Below are 22,609 nucleotides of genomic sequence, written 5' to 3'. Positions count from 1 at the left end.
AAACCCAAAAGCTACCGTTACAAAATTATGGCACAAGAAGTTTATTTATAATTATTCTTTTTCAGGACAGAAACATTGATTTTTTTTTTAGCACAAGCTTCCTAAATTATAATTTCTCCTTTCAAGGGAATCTGTTTTATTAAAATCAGGCCTAAAATTCATATCGTTTTTTACATAAAATCATTCAGAAAATGACGTTTTTATTTTTCATCCTATAATTTGTGAGAATAAAAAAGGTTTTTTTTAACAAAATAAAACCGTTAAAGGGGTAAAAAAACAGAATTAAAAAACAAAAACAAGCTCCACCACCAAAACATTATTTTTTGGAACTAAACAAAAAAACTTTTTAAAGCAATTATCTGTAGCTCTGTCTAAAATTAATTTTTGCTTAAGATATGAAAGAGACAACACCTAGTACATACTTTTTATATATTTTAGTGTTTATAAGACCCTTACACTTACTGCTAAAGCAAAACAATCCCAATAATCACGGATCGTATTAATAATCTAAATCATAATTAATTTAAATTGAAAAAGATCAAATTACAAGAAATGCGTTTAAAGCGAGAAATAACGCAGGATGTAATGGCTAATCTACTCGATATGACCCAAGCCACTTACAGTCGTAAAGAGCGTGGTTTAACTAAAATTACTATCGAAGAATGGAATAGAATAGCAAAAGTATTGGGCGTGGACAAAAGTGAAGTTGCTGAAGAAAACACCAAAAAAGATTCTATATCCACTAATTTCACAAAACGATTTACCACAATTCCAAATAGTCTACTGGATCAAATTGCTTTTTTAACCAAAGAAAATCTAGAACTTAAAGAGAAATTAAGGAAGTTCGAAAACCAAGATAACTAACAAACTTCCAGTAAATTAGTATCTTTATTCTAATAGAAAATAAATTACTCCGCAGCAAAACAATTGCTTCTAAAGTATTTAGATCAAATTCCATTATAATGTAATAATTTATAAATGAGAAAAATTAGTCTTCTTTTATTTTTACTACTGATATCTTATAATTCTTTGGCACAAAACACCATTGTAGTAGACAGTATTCAGACGGATACTGTTCGAAATATACGTTTCAATTATAAACAACTTATAATACCAGGTATTTTAATTGGATATGGATTTTGGGGAATCGAAAGTGGACAGATAAAAAGTTTTAATTTTCAGATTCGCGATGAAATTACAGAAAACATAGATACAAAGATAACAATAGATGATTTTACAAGATATGTTCCTGCTGTTTCTGTATATGCGCTTAACGCTTTTGGTGTAAAAGGAAAAAATAATATGAGAGATCGTTCTGTTATTTTAGCCACTTCAACTATTCTTACCGTTGGAGCGGTTTTCGGATTAAAATCGATTACCAATGTTGAAAGACCCGATGGAACTTCAAATGATTCTTTTCCTTCAGGGCATACAGCAATTGCCTTTGCAGGTGCCGAATTTTTATACCAGGAATATAAAGACAAATCGATATGGTATGGTGTAGCTGGTTACGCCATTGCTACCGGAACAGGAATATTCAGAATGTATAATAACAGGCACTGGTTAACCGATGTAGCGGCCGGAGCCGGAATTGGAATACTATGTACCAAAGCAGCATATTGGATGAATCCTTATTTGACACGCAAACTATTTGGCAAAAAAGAAGATAAGTCGACCTCTTTTATTTCGCCTTCATATGATGGAAAAAGTTTTACAATTAATTATATCAAAACATTTTAATGCAAACTTACATAATAAAAAGCAAAAGCACCTTTAACAGGTGCTTTTGCTTTTTATACTACTGATTTATTCTCACATAAAAATAAATACCAACTACTACTATCGTTAAAAATTTAGTACTTCACTATTTTGACATCATTTATATAATGAAATTGTATCCATCAGATTTTCTCTAGTTATGAATGCTTTAATATATTCCTGCACTTCATTCGTAGTTTCAACGGGAGTTTCAAAAGAATTAATATGGAATTCATCATCCTGATCCAGAATATGTATTATTTCTGTATAGCCTTTGGAAATTAAGCTCCCTTTCAATCTAATAATATTCAATTGCTGCTGACCATTTAACTCCTTGCGCACTTTTAATTGTATAGCTCTTTCCATAATAAATATTTTAAATTAATAAGCCGTTAATTAATTCAAATATAAATATTTATTACTTTGAATCCCTCATCAAAACAAACTATAAACCATTATTTATCAACACATTAATAACAATTTAAAAAAATATATAACTACTATTTTTTTAACTAAAATTCATGATTTTATTTATTTTTTAGATCCTTCTTACAGATATGATTATCTAAGATTCAAAAATTCGGAACATGTTAATTCAAAATTACATTACTTTTTTTACTAAGCTTTAAAAACCTCTCACTTGGTCAACAAGATTCAAAAAATTCATAAGCTCTTTTTTCAGCATACGAATACTCTGAATCACGCAATGGAAAAGCACAATGTCCACCGTACTTTGGAGTTTCAAGATAAACATAAGCGCTGTCTTGCGCTATAGCTCTGGGATAACATCTTTCTCCTAAAAAAGGGTCATCAAGAGAATTAATAATTAAAACCGGAGTCGTAATATTTTTAAGGGAAAATTCCGGAGAGACACGCTGATAATAATCATCACGGCTTGCGAAACCATGCAACGGTGCGGTAAAATAATGATCAACCTCGTCAAAAGAAGTAATTTTATCAATTTGATCCCGGTTTATAAAATCGGGAAACTGCGCTGCTTTATATTTCAGTTTTCTTTTTATATCGATTGTAAAATTCTTTAAATAAACTCTGTTAAAGCCTTGCTTAAGTACTTCAGCACTTGTAGCAATATGAGTTGGCACTGAAATCGAAACTGCTGCTTTTACACGCGTATCGATTTTTGTCCATCCCAAATAATTCAGAAGCTGAACACCTCCCATTGAATATCCGATCAAATAAACATCTTCAAATCCTTTTTTCAAAACAAACTGAACCACTTCATCAAGATCATCGACAGCTCCATGATGATAAAGTCTTGGAAGACGATTCATTTCTCCGCCACAGGTACGATTGTTCCATGCGAAAACTGAAAAACCTTTTTGTTGAAAATAAACCGCACAGCTATTATTATAAGTTCTGCGGGAATCTCCTTCTAAACCATGACATAAAATCACAGCTTTTTTAGGGTCATTTATAATAAAATCGATATTAATAAAATCTCCATCACTCAACTCAAGCTTTTCCCTTATGTATCCCGGAGCGTCAAACTTTTTAAACAAAGCGGCGTAAATAGTAGAAATATGCCTGTTTCGATGCATAATAGAAGGGAAATCATATTCTGATTGTTCAATTATAGGCATGATTAAAAGAGTTTTTGATGCATACTACAAATCTAAGAAATCAATCACTTACAAAATAAATTTAGAAGGAAAATTAATTTATAATATTAATTCTCATAAATGTTCTGAGAGCCATTATTGGGAATACTTAGTTTTAATTTTCATCAAACATAAGCAAGTTTGCCCTTTCCGAATGAGAATGCAAACGAACTATTCCCACATCTTCCTTATTGGCTTGTCTTAATTCAATATAATCAAAGAAGAAAAAAGGTTCTATCTTTTGGAATCCAGATTAAACTGACCGATTTCTGTTCCATCATCTTTGAACATGGTTAAACTCAATTTTTTTGAAGTAGCCTCAATTCTGGTCAATGTTCTTGTTCCTGTTTCAGGGCCTCCTCCAATGGCAAAATGGTACGAATGCTCCTTATTAGGGGCATACAATCCGTATTCGTGTGTATGTCCGGCTATAAATAAATCTATTTTATACTTTTCGAATAAGGGCTGAAAAAGTTGTCTGCAATGCAGAGTCCCGTGCGCATCATCAGAATGAAAATGCGGGATATGCATCATCACGACACGAAAAGGTGCTTTTTTAAAAGCTTTAGTTTTCATTTGGCTCTCTAACCAAATCGCTTGTTCTTCTCTATAACGATCAAAGTCAACTGCTCCGCCATAAACAGGATGTGAATCTTCTTTGTCTTCACCAGTATCTAAAACCATTGTAAAAACGGGTCCTATCTGAAAAGAGTAATATTCCCTGTTATCATAATTATAGTAATAATCATAAAGATCTCTGGAGAATTCTCCTCGGGTTTCATGGTTACCTCTAACATATAAAAAAGGCTTTTCGGTTGAAAACAAACTGCAAGGGTTCAATAAATGATTGACAACCTGCATTTCATCTATCTGATAATCAAACATATCTCCATTTAAAAAAACAAAGTCATACGGCTTGTTCTGATTGAGTGCCATCAATTCTGCAAATGATTCCGGTCGATCGTGCAAATCATTCAAAACCAACCAAGTGACTTTCTCTGCCTTAGGATCCAACGTTGTAAATGAATAGGTTTCACTGGTAATCACTTCTCCAAAAGTCATTTTATAGGGTTGAAACTTTATAATTTGTTTAGAAAACACTTTATAAAAATATCTTGTATTGGGTTTAAGATCTTTTAATTCTACACAATTTATCTTAGAATGGGTATTGAGCATTCCGTTTGTCACTTGTTGTGCTTTATGGCCTAACTTTTCAGTCTCACCAAACTCTACCCAATTCACACATTTTAAATTTGTGAGCCACATAATCGTCATACTATTTACTCCCGGTGCCTGTAAATAGGGCTTAGTCAAAAAGGTATGAGACCCGTCAGCGAAGGAAACATCTGCCTCTGCCGTATTTGCAAAAGCAGATAAAGGCAATGCACTTGCCGCCATAGCTCCGGTTACGCCCACAATGGATTTTGTTAGAAAAGAACGACGTGTATTATTTGCTTTCATAGATTTATTTGGTTTCGATTAAGTAATTGCAATTATCATTAATATTCGTAAATGGTTAAAGTAGTTATCCTATTCTTTGCCAAAAAACACAATGTCCTTTATGGCTACTTTACTATTCTCCGGTTGCACATCTTCTACTATAATTTTAATAAATTTCCCTTTCACTGACTCGTGTAGTACAGGTTTGTAATCCTGTCCTGATGTTTTTCTTTGCTGGATTACATTAGTCCAGTCAGTTCCGTTTTCAGAAATAGCAACAGTATAGGTATACCAGTCGCTGTCTTTTCCCCATATAAATCGGCTTCCTTGTAAATAGTATTGTTTTCCTAAATCTATTATTAGTTCTACCGGTTTTGAAGTTTTACTGGCGGCCCAGACAGTAGCTGTATTGCCATCAAGTAAGTTCTCAGCTTCTTTACTTATATCCTTTGAAGCCATTATTATTTTCGCTCCTATAATTTTTAACGCAGCAGGAATTACTATTGCTTGTGAAGCAACATCCTGAGTATCGAATTCAATCGAATCGGATTCATCCAGCCAATAGGCATGTTCACCGTCTGTTGCAAAGGTTCCACTGAAAGGTAATGTGTTTATTGAACTGTGGGCTGATTTCAATCCTGTAGAACTGGCCGTAATTTCAATTTTTCCTTTCTCTAATGAAGTGCGAATCATTCCGTACCCGATACCACTTTCTGTTTGTTGCTGAGCAATGCTGATACGAGGAACATTAGCGCCTATTAATTTTCCATTTCCCGAAACCTTTAGATTAATCTCAAAGGATTCCATAGGGTTTACATTTGAAATAACTGTTCCGTTCTTATCACATACTTTAACATAAAAAGGGATTATATCTGAACCATCAGCTATTGGGTCAACTCCTTTAGTAGCCCATTCTATTTCAAGATGATCTGGTTCTTCAGGAATTTTTACAATGTGGGTAGATACTACTTTTCCGTTAAGAATGCCCTGAGCCTTTAGTTCACCTTTTTGATATTGGTCAGTCTTGAAAAGAAAATAAGGGCTACCTCCTTTACCTGCTACAAATGGCGCCGTTTTTACATTCTCTTCTCTTGTAATTTCTTTTATAAAAATAGTATTACGATAAAGTCTTACTTTATCACAATTGGAGAAAACCACAATATCCTTGTCCAGATCAGCACGGTTATTATAACTTGCTATGAAAACCATAGGGCCGTAAGTTGGATTTCTGGCATCCTGCATCGATTGAAGCTGGTAGTAGCCAAACTTTTCGTAACGGTCAATATCTACCACACCACAAAAAGCAGTTGTCACATCACTTCCTCGGGCAACATCATTAAAACTCCAAAGAAAATACCCGCCAATTCGTGGATTGGCATCAAGTCTTGCATGATCCCAATAACCACCCTCTTCTTCGAGCATTGTTCCATTAAGGGCATTTTGCCTGAGTAAACATTGGTTAATTAGCCCTTTTTCAGTATAAATTCTTGAAGCTCTAAGTCCATCTTCCTTAGCTGGATCTGCAATCCATGTATCTCCCCATTCACGCGTGAGCGATGGCATTTCAGGCATTGGATCTGTTGCATCTTCATTAATTACCTTGTAACTTACGTCATAGTATTTTTTTCCTTTCGCAAAAAAATCATCAGCAGTAAACATTTGATTGTTCGGCATTTCCTGATGTGCAATTGCTACGATGTCTTTTGCCCAGTAATCTGGCGTTGGAGATTCATTTAACGAAGTTTCCCAAAGAAAGATACACGGGCGATTGCGATCGCGTCTGATCATTTCTCTTACGTTATCTTGTGTACGGGTTATAAAGACTGCATCTTCATTATAAAATTGCCAACTTGGTTCGCATTCAATTACCAATAATCCGATCTTATCACAAGCATCTAAAAAGTCAGGAGATTGTGGATAATGAGAGGCTCTAACAGAATTAAAACCTCCTTTTTTTAATTGGAGCGCATCACGATATTGCATAGAAGCAGGAGCTGCATCTCCAATGTTTTGATAGCATTGATGTCGATTAGCTCCTCTGAGATATAACTTTTCTCCATTAATGTAAAAACCGTCGGTTTTTCCTGTTGGGGATTTGAAAGCTATCGACCGAATTCCTATCGGAGTCGTTTTTTGATCTGTCAGTTGTGTATTATTGTAAATTTGAGTAACTAAATCATACAGGTAAGGATGGTCCGGATGCCATAGTTTTGGTTTGGTTACAACCAGTTTTTGTACAAATTCTTTATCCCCCACAACCATTTCATTCGAACTTGAGTGGGCCACTACAATACCTTCTTTATTTCTGATACTATTAACTACGATAGTCTTAACCTCTGCTTTACTTTGGTTAACAACATGTGTTTTTACCTGAATTTCTGCTGCTGCTTTGCTGACTTTGGGAAAAGTGACAAATAAACCTCCTCCTGCAATTTTATTAGCTTCTAAAGGATCCGAAATATATAATGTATTGGTTATCGTCAGAAATACATTTCTGTAAATTCCACCATAATAATAGAAATCTAATTTAGACTGTGGTCTTCCCGGAGGAGTTAAAGGATCATCCAGACTGGAAACCCTTACCGCCAATACATTATTTTCGTTAAACTTAACTTTATCTGTAATATCGATCACAAAACCAATATAACCTCCGTAATGCGTGGTTAACTTTTCGCCATTGAGATACACGTCACAGTTTTTTTGAACGCCTTCAAAGTTGAGGGTAATTCTTTTTGGGGAAGCCGGTTTCTCTATTTTGAAATATTTTCGGTACCAGCCAATTCCCTGAAAAATAGTGCCACCTCCACAGTGTTTGGCTTCCAAGCGCATGGTATGCGGAATAGACACCCCTAGCCAATTTTTATCCTGAAAATCTATTTTTTCGCCATCCTTGACATCACCTCTAAAAAAAGCCCAGCTACTGTTTAAATTTAAATTGATTCGGGCACTTTTTTCAGATTTTACAGCTTTACGGAAAACTTTTTTTTGAGCATATCCTGCTGTGTAAATCAGTAAAAAAACGATGTTCAATACAAGTAAATAGCGCGTGATTTTAAACATAGTGCTTTTTAATTTTTATAATTAAATGATTCTCACACTTATATTCCTGGAAAAGGATTATTGCTGATATAGACCTGATAATCTTTTATTCGCCCATTAGGGGAATCTTGTCGCGGAAGGAATTTGATTCCGCCTATATTCTTAATACTTCCCAAATCAATTACGATCTGATGAGGAAAATCATCACTGGTCTCTGAATATTGTGTGTGCCAATAAGTAGTACTTTGTAAATCAAATACGTTATCTGATCTTCCATCTCCACTATCTACTTCTTCACTATCGGCATATACGACTTTCCATTTGGTGCGTGGAATTTCTTTTCCATTTTGATCCAAAAGATATAATTCTGCTAAAGTAGCATAAGGCCGATTATCCTGATGTCCATTTAGTGCCTCCAGGCAGAAATAACGTCCCTTTGTATTTTTAAATTTTACTTCCTGCCATTCAATTGACGCTTTTGCTTGTCCTTTAAATACAGGACTCATCGCATTCAGCTGTAATTTTTGATTCTCTTTTTTATGCTTTGTCATCACAAGAGAAGGATCCAAAGCATCCAATATTGGAAGCTCCATCCCTGATAAGCTATTCGTTGACGGTCCTAAATAATCTAAAACGATCACTTCATTATTTCCTTTTTTTAACCACGGTCCGCAAACATACATAGACTGTGTTGGGCCAATATTCCAAAATCTCCCCAGGCAATGTCCATTAATCCAAACCAAACCTTTACCCCAGGTACTAACATCAAGAAAGGTATCTCCGGTTTCCTCCAGAAAAAAAGTTCCTTTATGAAAGGCAGGCATTATGGTATTTCCTGTTTCGAATTTTAAATAATTTGGAGTCTCGTTATTGCTTAATGCAATTGGAAATACTTTCCAGTTGTATAAATCAGTGATTTTTCCGCCTTCATCTTTTAGAAATACTTTTTCAGTAATTCCTTTTCGATCGTGCAGGTCACCACCATAATTTACGCGACCGGTCGCTTCAATCAAAATATCCAAAACTGATCCTTTCCTGGTAGCCGGTATTTTACAGCTATATTCTTCTTTTCTTCTGTCCAGAGTTGCTATTTTTTTACCATCTATAAAAATCAAAGCAAAATCGTGTACTTCTTTTATATTTAGTGTGGTCACTTTTCCTCCTTCTAATGTGGTTCTGTACAAGATGCTTCCATACCCCTGATTATATTGTTCCATATTTTGAGGAACTTTATCCTGTATAAAATCAGGAAGATTTGAAAATAAAGGAGCAATCTCTGTAGTTGCAAATTCTGGTATTTTGATCACTTTGTTTCGTGCTGGCACATCAGGCAATGTTTCTCCTTGCTGCAAATAGCCGGAAAAAAGATTGCGCAATGCGTAGAACTTTTCAGTATCCCAACCTGCTTCGCTAATTGGAGCATCATAATCATAGCTTGAGGTTTGTGGTAAATAAGGAGGGCTATTAGCACCCGTCCACATGCCAAAAGTAGTACCGCCGTGCGCCATGTATATACTAAAAGACGCTTTGTTGTCCAACATATATTTTATCTCTTTGACCACATTATCTACGGAACCTGTATGGTGCTTGGTTCCCCAGGAATCAAACCAACCCGGATAATATTCTCCACACATTAAAGGGCCTGTAGGACGAACCTCTCTTAAGGATTTAAAAGCCGACTCGGGATTTCCTCCAAAATTTACAACACTGAAAATATCATCTCTTACATCGCTTTTTAATTGTGAAGGACCATCACAAGTAAACAAGGGGACTGTAAAACCTGCTTCTTTTAGAAAATCTCTTATTTTTCCTAAATATTCTTTGTCATTTCCGTAAGAACCATATTCATTCTCTACCTGAGTCATGATAATGTTTCCTCCTTTATCAATCTGATATGGTGCTAAAACCCTCCCAACTTCTTTTAAATACATACGGCAACGCTCTAAATAATAGGGATCTTGCGTACGGAGTTTGATGTCTTTCTTTTTAAGTAACCACCACGGGAAACCTCCAAAATCCCATTCTGCACAAGCATATGGTCCCGGCCGTAAAATAACATATAATCCTTGCTTTTGTGCCAGCTTACAAAACGCTGCCGCATCGGCCATTCCATCCCAATTGAATTTGTCTGGTTCCGGTTCATGCACATTCCAAAACAAATAAGCACAAACGGTGTTGAGTCCCATTGCTTTTGCCATTTTCAAACGGTGTTCCCAATATTCTCTGGGAATTCTTGCAAGGTGCATTTCACCACATCGGATCACATATGGCTTTCCGTTAAGCATAAAATCATTATCTCCTATTTTAAAATTTGTTGACTGGTCAGTTGACAATTGACTCTTGGGAAGATTTTGAGATGATGCTATTTGTAGGAATAGCAAGGATAAAAGCGCAATTAAATTTTTCATCGTTTTATTTTATTTTGATCTTATATTCTTTTAAACCTATTAACTACCTATTCAATTAATACTCTTTTATTTCCATTCCCTTAATTACAGCTCCATTTTCCGTTTGGCGCAATCCTAGAAGCAGTACATTCTTTTTGTTTTTTTCAAAATGCAGCCAACACTCTGGTAAATAAAATTCACGTTGCGGACCTACTTCCCAATGTCTTCCTATATTATGTCCGTTCAGATACATATAACCATTTCCTGATGCATTTATCAAAAGGCGCCATGTAGTTTCTGGATTTGTATTTGGATCAAGTTCAAACTCTACGCTATACCAGGTTACCAAACCAGTTGGGTTTGCCTTGGCTGGTACTCCCTTTGCCTTTCTTACTACTTCAGAAGTACTATCAAGGTTAATTTTTTTCCATTTTAAAGCCTTGAATCCTTCTTTGGTGAAACCTTCGGTAATACCTGCCAAATCTTTAGCGATTTCCCATTGTAGCGGATAATTAATTTTAGAAGTAGCATCAGATAAACCTGCAGTTTTGATACCCGCCAATTCTTCCATTGGCATATAACCGTGGGCATGGCCTAAATTTTCATAGACAACTATAATTTCATTATTTCCCTCTTTTAATAATCCGGATGTATCAAATTGGTTGTCAAACACATCTGATCCAATACGAATAAAACAGTCTCGGGTTGGCCAGGATTGCGCATCAGCTTTATCGGGCGCTACTCTTTTGGCTATTTGCCCATTGATCTGAGCATTAACAATATCACGAGTAAACATATTGAATAAAAGCTTGTTTTGGCTTGCAGCCTGAGCAGCTGTTAGTTTAATATTGCCTTTGTAATAACAATATCTAAAGTCGTTAACCCCAATTTCTGATAATGCCGTTGCTGGTTTCAAAGGTTGCCATTTTGCTTTTGTCAATGGATCCTCTAACACTTGTGCTTTGGTGATACGGATACTTTTTGGAACCGAAACAGATTTAGTCTCCACAATGTTTTTTGGCCACCATTCCCCTTGAGAAGCCGTTTTCCCGGGAGCAATTACTAAAACTTTGGCATCCAAATCATTTAACTGGTAATCGACGTCAAAGGAAGGAATACTAACAGCTTCATTTAGTTTAACATTATTAGTGTGGATTAATACTTTTTCGCCATTCTGGTTGATGTTGTAAAGAGGTTCATCGTCTTTATTGATCTTACCAGGTGATAAGGTAACTCTACCTGAAATAGCTTTTTTATCATCGGTATTGTGAAGAAAAACGAATTTGGTTCCATCGGGTGCAATGCGTACTCCTCCAAAAAGATTTTTAGGCGCGGGTTTTCCATCAACATCCAGCTGGCACGGTCCTCCTTGAGATTGCATCAGCTTAGTTCCATATATTTTTAGGAAATCTCCAATTTTTTGGGAAACATAATACTTTGCGCTAAGTGCTCCATTTTCTCTAATCGCCGCATTATAATCATAGGAAGTAGTCATTCCACGTGCTCCCCATCCATCAAAATGAGTGCCTCCGTAAAACATATAAGCATTCAATCCTGAAGCTCCACCTAACAGACTCATCATCGTAATGGCCTTATAGTGGCGGGCATCTGAATAATTTTCTTCGCTAAGTCTCCCGTTAACCAAAGAAAACCATCCTCCCTGAAGTTCAGTAACAAATCCAGGTGAATCAGTTTGTTTATTTCTAAGATCAGCCATTCGTATAGCACAACTTGGTGCTTCATTAAGACCTACGTAATAATTATCACTGTCAAAAACTTGCGACAGCTCGGGGTCTTTACTGCTACGGCATTCTTCTGTTAAACAGGTAAACATCGGTACATTGATACCATTCTCTTTTACAGATTCATATAAACCCTTAAGTAAGACGTCTTTATTGGTAGAATCGTCATGATTGTATTCGTTCTCAATTTGAAATAAAATAATGCCTTTTTCCCCTTTTGCCTTTTTTGTGATCTGCTCGTTAGCAACAGCTTTACAAACAGCCTTGTACCAATGCTGCGACCATTTGATATGTTCAGGATCAGAGCTTCTTAACCAAAATTCTTCTTTACCAGGGGTATATTTTGCCAGCCATTGCGGATAACCTCCCCCAGACCACTCGGCACAAATAAAAGGACCAGGACGGACGATCGTATAGAAACCAAATTCTTCGTGGGCCATTTTTAGCCAAGCCATCAAATCTGTAAAGTCAAATTTTGAGTAATCATCTATACTAGCAGGCATTTCACGTTCGTGCCAATTCCATGGCACATAGGTCTCCACGGTATTGAATCCAGCTTCTTTTATTTTTTTAAAACGATCTCTCCATAATTCTTTTGGACAACGGAAATAATGGAAAGCCGCGCTATAAGTAAAAAATTCTTTTCCTTCAATGATCATTCCTTTTCCGTCGTAACGAATGCGCTCGGGATTAGAGAACTTTTTTGGGATTAATGCTTTGCTTTTACTGCTCTCAAATGCATTTTCATTATCAAAGTGAAACCAGTTAAAATCGGCGAATCCGTTAATGCCCGTTTTTGCGGTACTAAAATTAAATAACGCAAAACGATTTGCGGTCCAATCCAAACCCAGACCCATTTTTAAAGTGTTTCCAATAGATTCGAATTTTTTCCCATCTGTACTGTACTCGAAAGTGGCAATATAGTCTTTATGAGAGACATTGGCTTTAAGCCAAATAGTATTTCCGGTAAATTGGGTTGAAGTAATAATGGTATCGTTATTTACCATCACTAAGTTTCTTTGCTTCCCCTTTTGTTGAACAGCTATGTAAGCATAAGGCATTTGAAAAATAGCAAAGCCCGCTGTATTTCCGTCCTTGATACCACTCACATTCATTTCTACAGTACCTGTAGAATAGGGACCTTGTACCCTTTGTGTCAGCGTATTTCTGGCTTCATAAAGTCTGGAGGCTTGGGAAGCTTTCAAACGCATATAACCTTTGCGTTCTTTTAGCGACCATTTTTTATTATCAGGGTTATGATTCCATTGCCATTGAAGGCCAAGTGTAGGAGTATTGAATTCATCGGAAGTTGCAGGAACTGTGATTGGGAATGCTTTTTCGACATTGGGCTTTTTATAGTTTTCCACGCCTTTACCATCTACCCCCAGCATAGGCCACCCATCTATCCAAGTAACTGGTTCCAAATTAGGAGTACGACCAATTGGTCCGCGATCCTGCATAATGATAAACCACCAGGAACCATCTTTTAGCTGTGTCATTCCGCCCTGGTGTAAACCATTTCCCGGATAAGTATGATCGTCGTTAATTATTACTTTGGATTCATAAGGACCGTAAACATTGTCTGATCTCAAACAAACCTGTCGCCCTTTTGTACCTCCAGTAGAACCTAAGATATAATATTTTCCATTGACTTTATACATATGTGACCCTTCTAAATAAGGATAATCACGATTATTGTAGATTTCTTTTTGAGGTGTTTTAACCGACAAAGCGTCGGCATTTAATTCGGTTATATAAAGTTTTTGTTGTCCATGCGCCACATATACTTTTCCATTATCATCAAAAAACAAACCCGGATCATATAAATATTCAGGAAAAATGGTTCTTGTCCAGGGCCCTTTTATATCCTTGGCAGTGCAAATAGAAAAATTGCCTTTTTCCTTATCCCAATTTGGTGTACAAAACCCAACATAAAATAATCCATTGTGATGCCGAATGGTAGCAGCCCAGGAGCCTCTGAGGTATCGCTCTCCATTTTGCAAATTATAGCGAGAATCTTCATTATATTGATCCACGGCATAACCAGCCATCTCCCAATTTACCAAATCCTTCGATTTTAAAATAGGGCACCCTGGAACATAATGCATGCTGGTAGACACAAAATAAAATTCATCACCCACACGAATAAAATCCGGGTCAGGCCAATCACCCCACAACAATGGATTTTTATAAGTGCCATCATTATTATCGGCAGCCCATACTTTTGGTGTAGTATGTATTTGTGCTGTAAGTATTGTTGCCTTTGCAAAAAAAAAGAAAAGCAATAACAAGAGTACTTTTTTCATATGTTTAAAATTCATTAAAACAACTGTAGATAATTAATTTACCTAACTTTTATTTTTTTTAATGCCTGTATTCCTTAAGAGATAAATAAGTTTAAATAATTTCAAAAAAATAAACTTTAAATAAAAAAGAGGAGCCTGAGCTCCTCTCTCAACCAATCCAAAAACAAGGGTATCAAACCACAATAAACATTAATAACCTGGGTTTTGCTTTAGATTTTTATTGATATCAATTTCTTTTTGTTTAATTGGTAACAAATAATGCTTCGGATTTGTAAAGACACGCGTGGTAACTTCTTTAACTGTATTTGGTTCCAATGTAAGCTCGCCGTTTTCAGGGTTAACAGACCCTTTTAAAATACCCTTCACCATTCCAGGCATTACTTGTTCAGCAATTTTCCAACGTCTGGTATCAACAAATCTTAATCCTTCAAACGCTAACTCTACTCTTCTCTCTCTGCGTATTAACTCACGCATTTTTGTTTGATTATTATAAACCGTTTTATCAACATTTGGCATTCCAGCTCTGGTTCTTACCTTATCGATAGCATCATATACTGATTGGTCAATTTGATTTAATTCAATTTTAGCCTCTGCATAAGTCAATAATACCTCTGCATATCGAATTACCATTACAGCTCCGCCAATATTGTCTATATCTGTACCATAATCAGTTCCTCTATAATCATCAAGATTAGCGATGTACTTTTTAAGATTATAACCGGTTTGTGATGTATTATCGCCTACCAAATTATAATCATCATCTCCTTGATAAGGATCAAAATAAGCACCCATGTAAAGAGATCCAGGTCTTATAATACTCATATCCAAACGAGGATCTCTGTCTTTATAAGGTTGTAATGGGTCATAGGTTGCATCTTCTGCAATTGTTTTACCATTAATGGTTTCATAAGTATCAACCAATGCTTGAGTTGGCGCATAAGAACTCCATCCTCCCTGTGACTTAGGAGCGTATGCAATTGGGTACCAATCAGCATTAAGATCTTTTAGAGCCTGGCAATTAAGCAATGTTTCCTGATTGTCATGATTCATTGGTCTGAAAAGTTCCTGAAAATTATCAAACAAACTATAATTAAAAGGTGCTCCCATCAAAGCTGCACTAGTAGCGGCTACGCCTGTGTAATCCCCTTCGATTAGCTGAATTCTGGCTTTTAGTCCAAGTGTTGCTCCCCTGGTAATGCGTCCTGCATCTGAAGCAGGATAACTAACCGGTAACAAAGGAGCAATTTCATTTAATTCTTTTGTAATAAACGCAATCACTTCTGCTTTGGGAGTTCTTGTGACAACATTCGATTCAGCCGGTGTTAATGAAGTTAAAACCAAAGGTACATCTCCATAATAAACGCTCATCTTATAATATTGATACGCTCTTAAAAAGCGAACCTCAGATTTCATTCTGTTTTTTAAATCTTCGGGTAAAGAAGAAACTGGAGTTTTATCGACATTACTTAAAAACCAGTTACATCTTTGAATAGTTTTGTAACTCCAAAAGTTTGGGAACCATTCATCACCAGGACTAACTAGTCCGGAAGCCATCGGCTCATATCCATCCCAGCCAAATTGGTCAAAACCATTGTCTGTAAAACAATCATCACCAATAATAATAGCACCAAATTCCCATCCGGCATAACAACCGTTTAAGGCCGCAGTAGCATCGGCTTTTGAAGACCATAATGAAGCATCACTATAAGCATCCTTTGGAGCTCTCTCCAAAAAGTCGTCCTGACAGCTCCCTAAAAGAATAGCCGTAAAACTTATAAAAAGAAATATTTTCTTCATAACTATATTGTTTAAAAAAATCTTTAATTAAAAATTGACTGTAAGTCCAATTGAGTTTGTAACCACTTGCGGATAACTATAAATACTTGCCGAAGAACCAACTTCCGGATCTATCCAAGAATAGAAATTAGTAAAAGTCAGAATGTTTTGACCTGTATAATAAATCTTGGCATTGACAACACCTAGTTTTTTATTCAAACTCTCAGGAAAATTAAATGCTATTGTTAACGCTTTCAAACGTAAGTATGAAGCATCTTTTACCCAAAAAGAAGATGGAGTGCTTTCCGGATCATTTTGTTTGTATGATGTCCAAAGTCTTGGGAAAGAAGCATCTGGATTATCAACAGTCCAGTTGTCTAAAAATGCAGAGGTTGGTTTAGAGCTTGTTCCTCCAATTTGACCAATCATATTCGATACGTTTGCTTTTACACCTGCAGCTCCTTGAAAAAATGCAGAGATTTCAAATGTTTTATATGTAGCACCTATGTTAAATCCATAGGTAGTTTTTGGAAAATACGTGCCTAAATAGCTTCTATCTTCTGAGTCAATCTTACCGTCGTTATTGATGTCAGTATATTTCAAATCTCCGGGAGCCGTATTTGAACCTTGTGTCGCATGATCCAATACTTCTTGTTGAGATCTAAAAATACCCTCTGCTTTATAACCGTAAAGTGAATTAATTGGGTAACCTACATCCTGGAAAGTAGAACTTCCGGAACCAACGATCGGGCCAACACCTTTCAAATCAGTAATTTTATTGTCAATATAAGTAAGGTTAGCACCTAAATCAAGATTAACTGCTCCAATATTGGCATTATATTTTCCGGAAAATTCCCAACCTTTATTAGATACAGACCCTGCATTTACAACCGGAGCACTCAAACCATACACTTCGCCAACTGGCAGAGTCATCAAAATATCATCGGTCATTTTAGTAAAATAATCAACCGTAAATGACAGCTTATTACTAAGGAAAGAGAAATCCAAACCGAAATCGGTTGCTGTGGTAGTTTCCCATTTAGCATCTGCATTTGCACCAGCATTTGGCGCAATACCAGGAGCTAATGACTGATTAAAAGAATAATTTTGTCCAGATTCAACAGTTGCATAAGTTGGGTAATTCGATGAAGCTTGTTGATTTCCTAATTGTCCCCAGGAAGCTCTGAATTTTAATGAATTAACGATATCTGTTAATGGTTCAAAAAAATGCTCATTCGAAATATTCCATCCTGCAGAAAATGAAGGGAATGCAGCCCATTTATTATCTCCCGCAAAACGAGAAGAACCGTCATATCTGTAATTGGCTTCAAATAAATAACGTTCATTGTAATTGTAATTGAATCGTCCAAAGTATCCAAGCAAAGCCCAGTCGTTAGAATATCCTTCCGTTTTTTGTCCTGCTGCAGGTCCGGCATTTATTTCTGTCAATTCATTATTTAAGAAATCCTGACGATAAGCCGACATAAATTCATAAAGACTATACTCTTTGGTTGCTCCTCCTAAGAAACTAAGATGATGTTTCTCTCCCAGGTTCAATTTATAATCCAATAATGCTTGAACATTATAATAAGTACTTTTATCTGAAGTTTGATACAACTGATTAGGGCCTTGGGTTTTGGTTAAAGCTCCTGTTGTCTGGCTAAAATATTCGATTTTTTCCATGAATTGCTTTCTTTGGCCCGAAGTACCACGATATTGCAATGCTGGTTTAAAATGTAAATTCTTCACAATTTCCCAGTCGGCACCAAAATTTGCTGTTAGTGTATTTGCTATGGTCTTGTTTTCAGAACCTGAATCCAGCCAAGCCATTGGATTTCCATCCCCTACATAGCCATATTGACCATTTGGATATTGATTTACTACGGTATTAGAAATACGATTAAGCAGCTTTAACATTGAACTGAACCCAGGCGCATAGGAGCTTATTGGTTCAACAGTTGGCATATATTGGTAAGCTATATTTCCGCTGATACTAAATCGATCACTAACTTTTGTATTGATATTAAATCTTGTTGATACTTTTTGACTTCTTAATCCGTCTACGTTACCATTTTGATCAAAATATCCCATAGAAAAAGAATATTGTGATTTACCATCTCCCCCTCCTATACTAAGATAATGATTGGTTTGTAGCGCTGCACGTTTATAAAACAAATCAAGCCAATCCGTATTGGGATAATTATAAGGATCACTACCGTCTTTTAATTTTTGGATTTTATCAGCACTCCATGGTAAGTTTGCAATGGCAGTCCCTTCATTTAACTTGGCCTGGTTAAACATTTCTGCTTGTTGCCAGGAAGGTAAATAATCAGGTAATGGCCCCAAATTCTGAACTCCCATATTGGATTCGAAATGAATCTGAACCCCTCCCTTTTTTCCTTTTTTGGTTGTAACCAAAATTACACCATTTGCCGCTCTGGAACCATAAATTGCAGAAGAAGCTGCATCTTTTAATACCGTTACATTTTCAACATCAGAAGGATTTACTTCACTCATGGTAGCGATCACTCCATCAACAACAACCAAAGGATTACTATTATTTAAGGTTCCTATTCCACGTATTTTAATGGCGGCTCCATCTTTGCCAGGCTGTCCATTTGTAGTGGTAACAGTAACTCCCGACATAGTTCCTTGCAAACCAGTCGTTAAGCTAGTAATTGGTCTGTCTTGAAGAGCTTTTTGACTTACAGCTGCTTGTGCACCTGTCAGTGTCTTTTTCTTTTGGGTTCCGTAAGCAACCTGCACCATAATTTCGTCTAATTTTTGTCCTTGCGCAATCAAAACAACAGGTAAAAAATCACTGGAAACTATTACTTCCTGAGTTTGCATCCCCATAAAGGAAATAATCAATATAGTATTAGAAGATGGTACAGAAATAGTAAAACTACCATCCAGATCAGTTTGTACCGATGCTACTCCGTTTTTTACTCTAACATTTGCTCCTGGAATAGGTAGACCAGCTTCATCAGTTACTTTCCCTTTAACTTGCTTTTCTACCGATTTCAAATGGACCACCTCTTTTATTATCTCCACTTTAGGAACAAACGAAATTGTTTTTCCCTCGATGATCCACGTGACAGGCTGACCTGCGAAAGTTTGTTCTAAAACTTTCTCAATAGGAGCATTTATTAAATTAAGAGAAATTGGTTTAACATTTTTCAGGACTTCAACATCATAGAAAAAAACATAATTTGTTTGATTTTTTATGACGTTTAATACTTTCTTAATCGCAACATTCTTTCCTGAAAAAGTAATGTTTTGTGAAGATACTGCTGCCGAAACTTGTAAAGTAAGGACAATAACCAGTATGGATGTTAATTTCATAACTTTCCAGGTTTTTGATGTCAGCCAATAATTCTTTGGCTGGGATTTTGGTAATAATTTCATACTTTCGTAATGGTTTTGGTTAATAATAAATTCTCTATGCTTGCTTGGCTGGTTTATCTATTTATTTTTCCATAACTGTTCTGCTTTCAGAACTTAGCCAGCAATGCTTCCAACATCTGCTGGCTTTTTTATGGACAATAAATAAATATTCTGTAAAAAGGGTTTCCCCATTGTAATCTAATCAGGCATTACCCTTAAAATCTTTCCTTCAATCTTGAAATGAATCTTATTCTTTTCTAAAATTTTTAATACTTGTGAGAGTTTTAGATCTCTTTGTATTTCTCCTTCAAATGCTCTTGCCGGCACTCCTTTTTCAAAAACAACATCTACATCATACCAACGACTCAATTGTCGTAAAACTTTTTCAAGGCTTGCATTTTCAAAATAAAACAAACCGTTTTTCCATCCCATGACCACATCCATATTCACATTATTGTTAACAGAAATTACTCCTGACTTCTGTTTTTGAGCTTGCTGTCCTGGTTTTAACAGTATTTTTTTACTTTGTTCAGTTATTAACACGCTACCTTCTAAAAGAGTAGTATTTACTGTTTCTTCATCATGATAAGCATTTACATTAAAATGAGTACCTAATACATTGACTTGCATATCATTTACTAAAACTCTAAAAGGCTTGGTTTTATCTTTGGCTACTTCAAAATAAACCTCTCCGGTTATCTTTACTTTTCTTTCATTTTTAGCAAAAGAAGTTGGGAAAGTAATTGAAGATGAAGCGTTAAGCCATACTTTTGTACCATCTGATAATTCCAGATTATACTGACGGGCTCTTGGTGTAGTCATGGTATTGTATACTACTTCTGCATTTGTACCTGAGGTATACACTACCCCACCATTCTTTTTTGAAACAGTTGTATTGTTCTGATTGGCCAACAAACCGTTCCCTACACTATCCAAAACTATCTTAGAACCATTAGACAGCGTAAGTATCGCCCCAGTTTTACCAGGCTTTTTATCATGTGTTTCTTTTGATGCGACCGCTACTGACATTCTATTGTCTTTCTGAAAAACATAATGACTTCCAAGCCCTACCACTAAAAGGATACTTGCCGCAGTTACAATTTTTCTCCAATTCAACAGATTCAAAACAGTAGAATCTCCATTCTCTGTCTTAGAAGATTTCCCCATTTTAATTTTTAACTCCTGTATAAATTTTCCTGTGACTTCAGGGCTCACTCGAGGGATTTCTACAGAATCATAATTTTCCCGCAGAATTGTATTGAGTTCTTGTGAATACTTTGGATTATCAAGCATTGAAAGTAGCATTTCTTTCCCTCTAGGGGTAATCTCGCCCGAGACAAACTGCTCCATAAGTTCTTTAAACAATTCTTCTTGATACATAAATAAAATAATTTTGTAGGGATCTAAAAAGGGCTCCAATTATAAAGACGAGGATTCAATACCAAAGTGGCAATGAAAAATGAAAATTTTATGAAAAAAAATATGAGATAAATAAAAATAACATCATTAGATCGATATTATATTGACTATGTAGGTGTTTTCTAAGAAAATTTAAGGCTTGTAACAAGTGCCAACGCACAGTTCTGGTAGCTATACCGAGTTCTTTGCTGATATAATCCGTATCCCTGCCTTCCATTCTGCTTAACAGAAAAACAGAACGTCTTGGTTCTTGCAAAAGTGCAGCTCCATCGTTTATTATTTCAATCAATTCTTTAAACTCATATTGTTCATCAGGATTGAAAAATAGCTCTTGCAATTTTTCATCTTTTAATGAATCTGTTTCTATCAGTTTTTTCCGAATATGACTAATGATCAAATTTCGACTCACTATGAAAAGATAATTATTAAAGCATTTTACCTCTGCTAATTTTTCACGTTTATCCCATATCTGAATAAAGACATCTTGAGTTAACTCCTCGGCAATTGGATATGATTTTACAAAGCTGAGCGCATGCTGCAGTACCTTTTGCCAATATTTTTCTACAAGACGGGTATAGGTCAATTCATCTCCCTCTGCCACTTTTAATAAAAGCACAGGTTCGTTTAGTAAAATTAACGGGGGGTGAATTGTAGTCACAGCATATTTTTTTAATGAAATATGCGCAAACATAATTAAAAAAATTACACTTAGATACAAAAACTAGAAAAAATGTGCTCGAACACATGTTTGTTCATTGTAAAAGTTAGTTTTCTGAAATTTTTACAGAAAAAACAATTATTGATTTAATAAGCATCAATTTCATTTTTTTTTCGGATATACATTTAATAATATTCATACATTGTCAACTTTGTTTGTAAGAAGATAAGAAAAAAATGATATTTTAAGTTCGATATTTTACCAGCTTACTATCATTTACAAAAACAATAGTCTTACAAATATATGATCTAATAAACATGACGAATTCATATTTTAAAAACACATCACGAAGAGTAACTGCGACCAATTGGTTATACTAAAAAAGTTATGACACAATTGAATAATTACAAAATGAAATCAAAAATCAATATAATGGGCTTCTTTTTCTACTATTTATATTGAGATATAGATTATAACAAAGTTTAATATTGAAAAGTTAAGTTCCAAGCATTCCTAAAAGATATTGTATGCCTAATGCATACTATTGCAGAAAATATCGAAGCATATATTACCGATTTTCGGAAAAACTTTATAGCTGCAGCTACCATAAAAACATTTTACATAGGCAAAAGAAACCGTTCAGCAATAAAATATACTTTCTTAGACTGTCAATTAAGATCATCTCAAACACTTTGATGGTTTTATTTACTAATACAAATAACCATTCAGAAAGTCTTTATCCAATAAAAATTAAAGAGAAAAACCCCAACATTGCACTTTTCACATTAGTTAATCAGGCTTTTTAATAGCTCTTACCAACGAGAAACTATTTTATGGAGGACTTGATCATTTTGTAATTAAATAACACCTAAAAGTTTCAGCAGCGTAAGAAATGTGAAACTTTTCATTTTACACTAAAAATATTTCTGCTTTGAAGAAAAGAAGTAAAAACAAAAAATTTATTGCATAAAAAAGCCCTTTCAAATTGAAAGGGCTTTCTTGTACTCAGAGCGGGACTTGAACCCGCACGAACATTGCTGTTCACTGGATTTTAAGTCCAGCGTGTCTACCAATTTCA

At 35.4% G+C, this 22,609-nt stretch carries 12 protein-coding genes; 2 read left to right on the top strand and 10 right to left on the bottom strand.

Annotation, left to right across the window (positions count from 1 at the left end):
* Positions 1-528: 528 nt before the first annotated feature.
* Together Q7C23_RS13950 and Q7C23_RS13945 are read left to right on the top strand one after the other, a co-directional pair.
* The gene (locus Q7C23_RS13950) at positions 529-864 is read left to right on the top strand and encodes a helix-turn-helix domain-containing protein (protein ID WP_375033102.1); all 336 of its coding nucleotides are present in this window, start codon (positions 529-531) and stop codon (positions 862-864) included.
* 114 nt (positions 865-978) lie between these two features.
* Positions 979-1,740, top strand: coding sequence for a phosphatase PAP2 family protein (locus tag Q7C23_RS13945; RefSeq protein ID WP_375033101.1), 762 nt, complete (start codon positions 979-981; stop codon positions 1,738-1,740).
* Positions 1,741-1,875: 135 nt separating this feature from the next.
* Here Q7C23_RS13945 and Q7C23_RS13940 read toward each other — a convergent pair whose 3' ends face one another.
* The 10 genes from Q7C23_RS13940 to Q7C23_RS13895 form a co-directional block, all read right to left on the bottom strand.
* The gene (locus Q7C23_RS13940; protein WP_375033100.1) at positions 1,876-2,124 is read right to left on the bottom strand and encodes a hypothetical protein; all 249 of its coding nucleotides are present in this window, start codon (positions 2,122-2,124) and stop codon (positions 1,876-1,878) included.
* A gap of 278 nt (positions 2,125-2,402) precedes the next feature.
* Positions 2,403-3,359: a YheT family hydrolase gene (locus Q7C23_RS13935; protein ID WP_375033099.1), complete on the bottom strand. Its 957-nt coding sequence runs from the start codon at positions 3,357-3,359 to the stop codon at positions 2,403-2,405.
* Between the two features lie 252 nt (positions 3,360-3,611).
* Positions 3,612-4,838 (bottom strand): metallophosphoesterase, encoded by a 1,227-nt coding sequence (locus Q7C23_RS13930; protein ID WP_375033098.1) that lies wholly within the window; start codon positions 4,836-4,838, stop codon positions 3,612-3,614.
* Positions 4,839-4,907: 69 nt separating this feature from the next.
* The gene (locus Q7C23_RS13925; RefSeq protein ID WP_375033097.1) at positions 4,908-7,877 is read right to left on the bottom strand and encodes a glycoside hydrolase family 2 TIM barrel-domain containing protein; all 2,970 of its coding nucleotides are present in this window, start codon (positions 7,875-7,877) and stop codon (positions 4,908-4,910) included.
* A gap of 38 nt (positions 7,878-7,915) precedes the next feature.
* Positions 7,916-10,264 (bottom strand): beta-galactosidase, encoded by a 2,349-nt coding sequence (locus Q7C23_RS13920; RefSeq protein ID WP_375033096.1) that lies wholly within the window; start codon positions 10,262-10,264, stop codon positions 7,916-7,918.
* A gap of 55 nt (positions 10,265-10,319) precedes the next feature.
* On the bottom strand, positions 10,320-14,291 hold the full coding sequence (locus tag Q7C23_RS13915; RefSeq protein WP_375033095.1) for a beta-galactosidase: 3,972 nt from the start codon (positions 14,289-14,291) through the stop codon (positions 10,320-10,322).
* Positions 14,292-14,480: 189 nt separating this feature from the next.
* Positions 14,481-16,088, bottom strand: coding sequence for a RagB/SusD family nutrient uptake outer membrane protein (locus tag Q7C23_RS13910; RefSeq protein ID WP_375033094.1), 1,608 nt, complete (start codon positions 16,086-16,088; stop codon positions 14,481-14,483).
* Positions 16,089-16,115: 27 nt separating this feature from the next.
* The gene (locus Q7C23_RS13905) at positions 16,116-19,475 is read right to left on the bottom strand and encodes a TonB-dependent receptor (protein ID WP_375033093.1); all 3,360 of its coding nucleotides are present in this window, start codon (positions 19,473-19,475) and stop codon (positions 16,116-16,118) included.
* Between the two features lie 177 nt (positions 19,476-19,652).
* The gene (locus Q7C23_RS13900) at positions 19,653-20,834 is read right to left on the bottom strand and encodes a FecR family protein (RefSeq protein ID WP_375033092.1); all 1,182 of its coding nucleotides are present in this window, start codon (positions 20,832-20,834) and stop codon (positions 19,653-19,655) included.
* Between the two features lie 88 nt (positions 20,835-20,922).
* Positions 20,923-21,531, bottom strand: coding sequence for an RNA polymerase sigma factor (locus Q7C23_RS13895; RefSeq protein ID WP_375033091.1), 609 nt, complete (start codon positions 21,529-21,531; stop codon positions 20,923-20,925).
* Positions 21,532-22,609 lie beyond the last annotated feature (1,078 nt).

The organism is Flavobacterium sp. LAR06 (assembly GCF_041946075.1).
In the GTDB taxonomy this organism is placed as follows: Bacteria; Bacteroidota; Bacteroidia; order Flavobacteriales; family Flavobacteriaceae; genus Flavobacterium.
The sequence above is the reverse complement of the archived record's forward strand: the minus strand, read 5'-3'. Positions and strand labels throughout refer to the sequence as shown.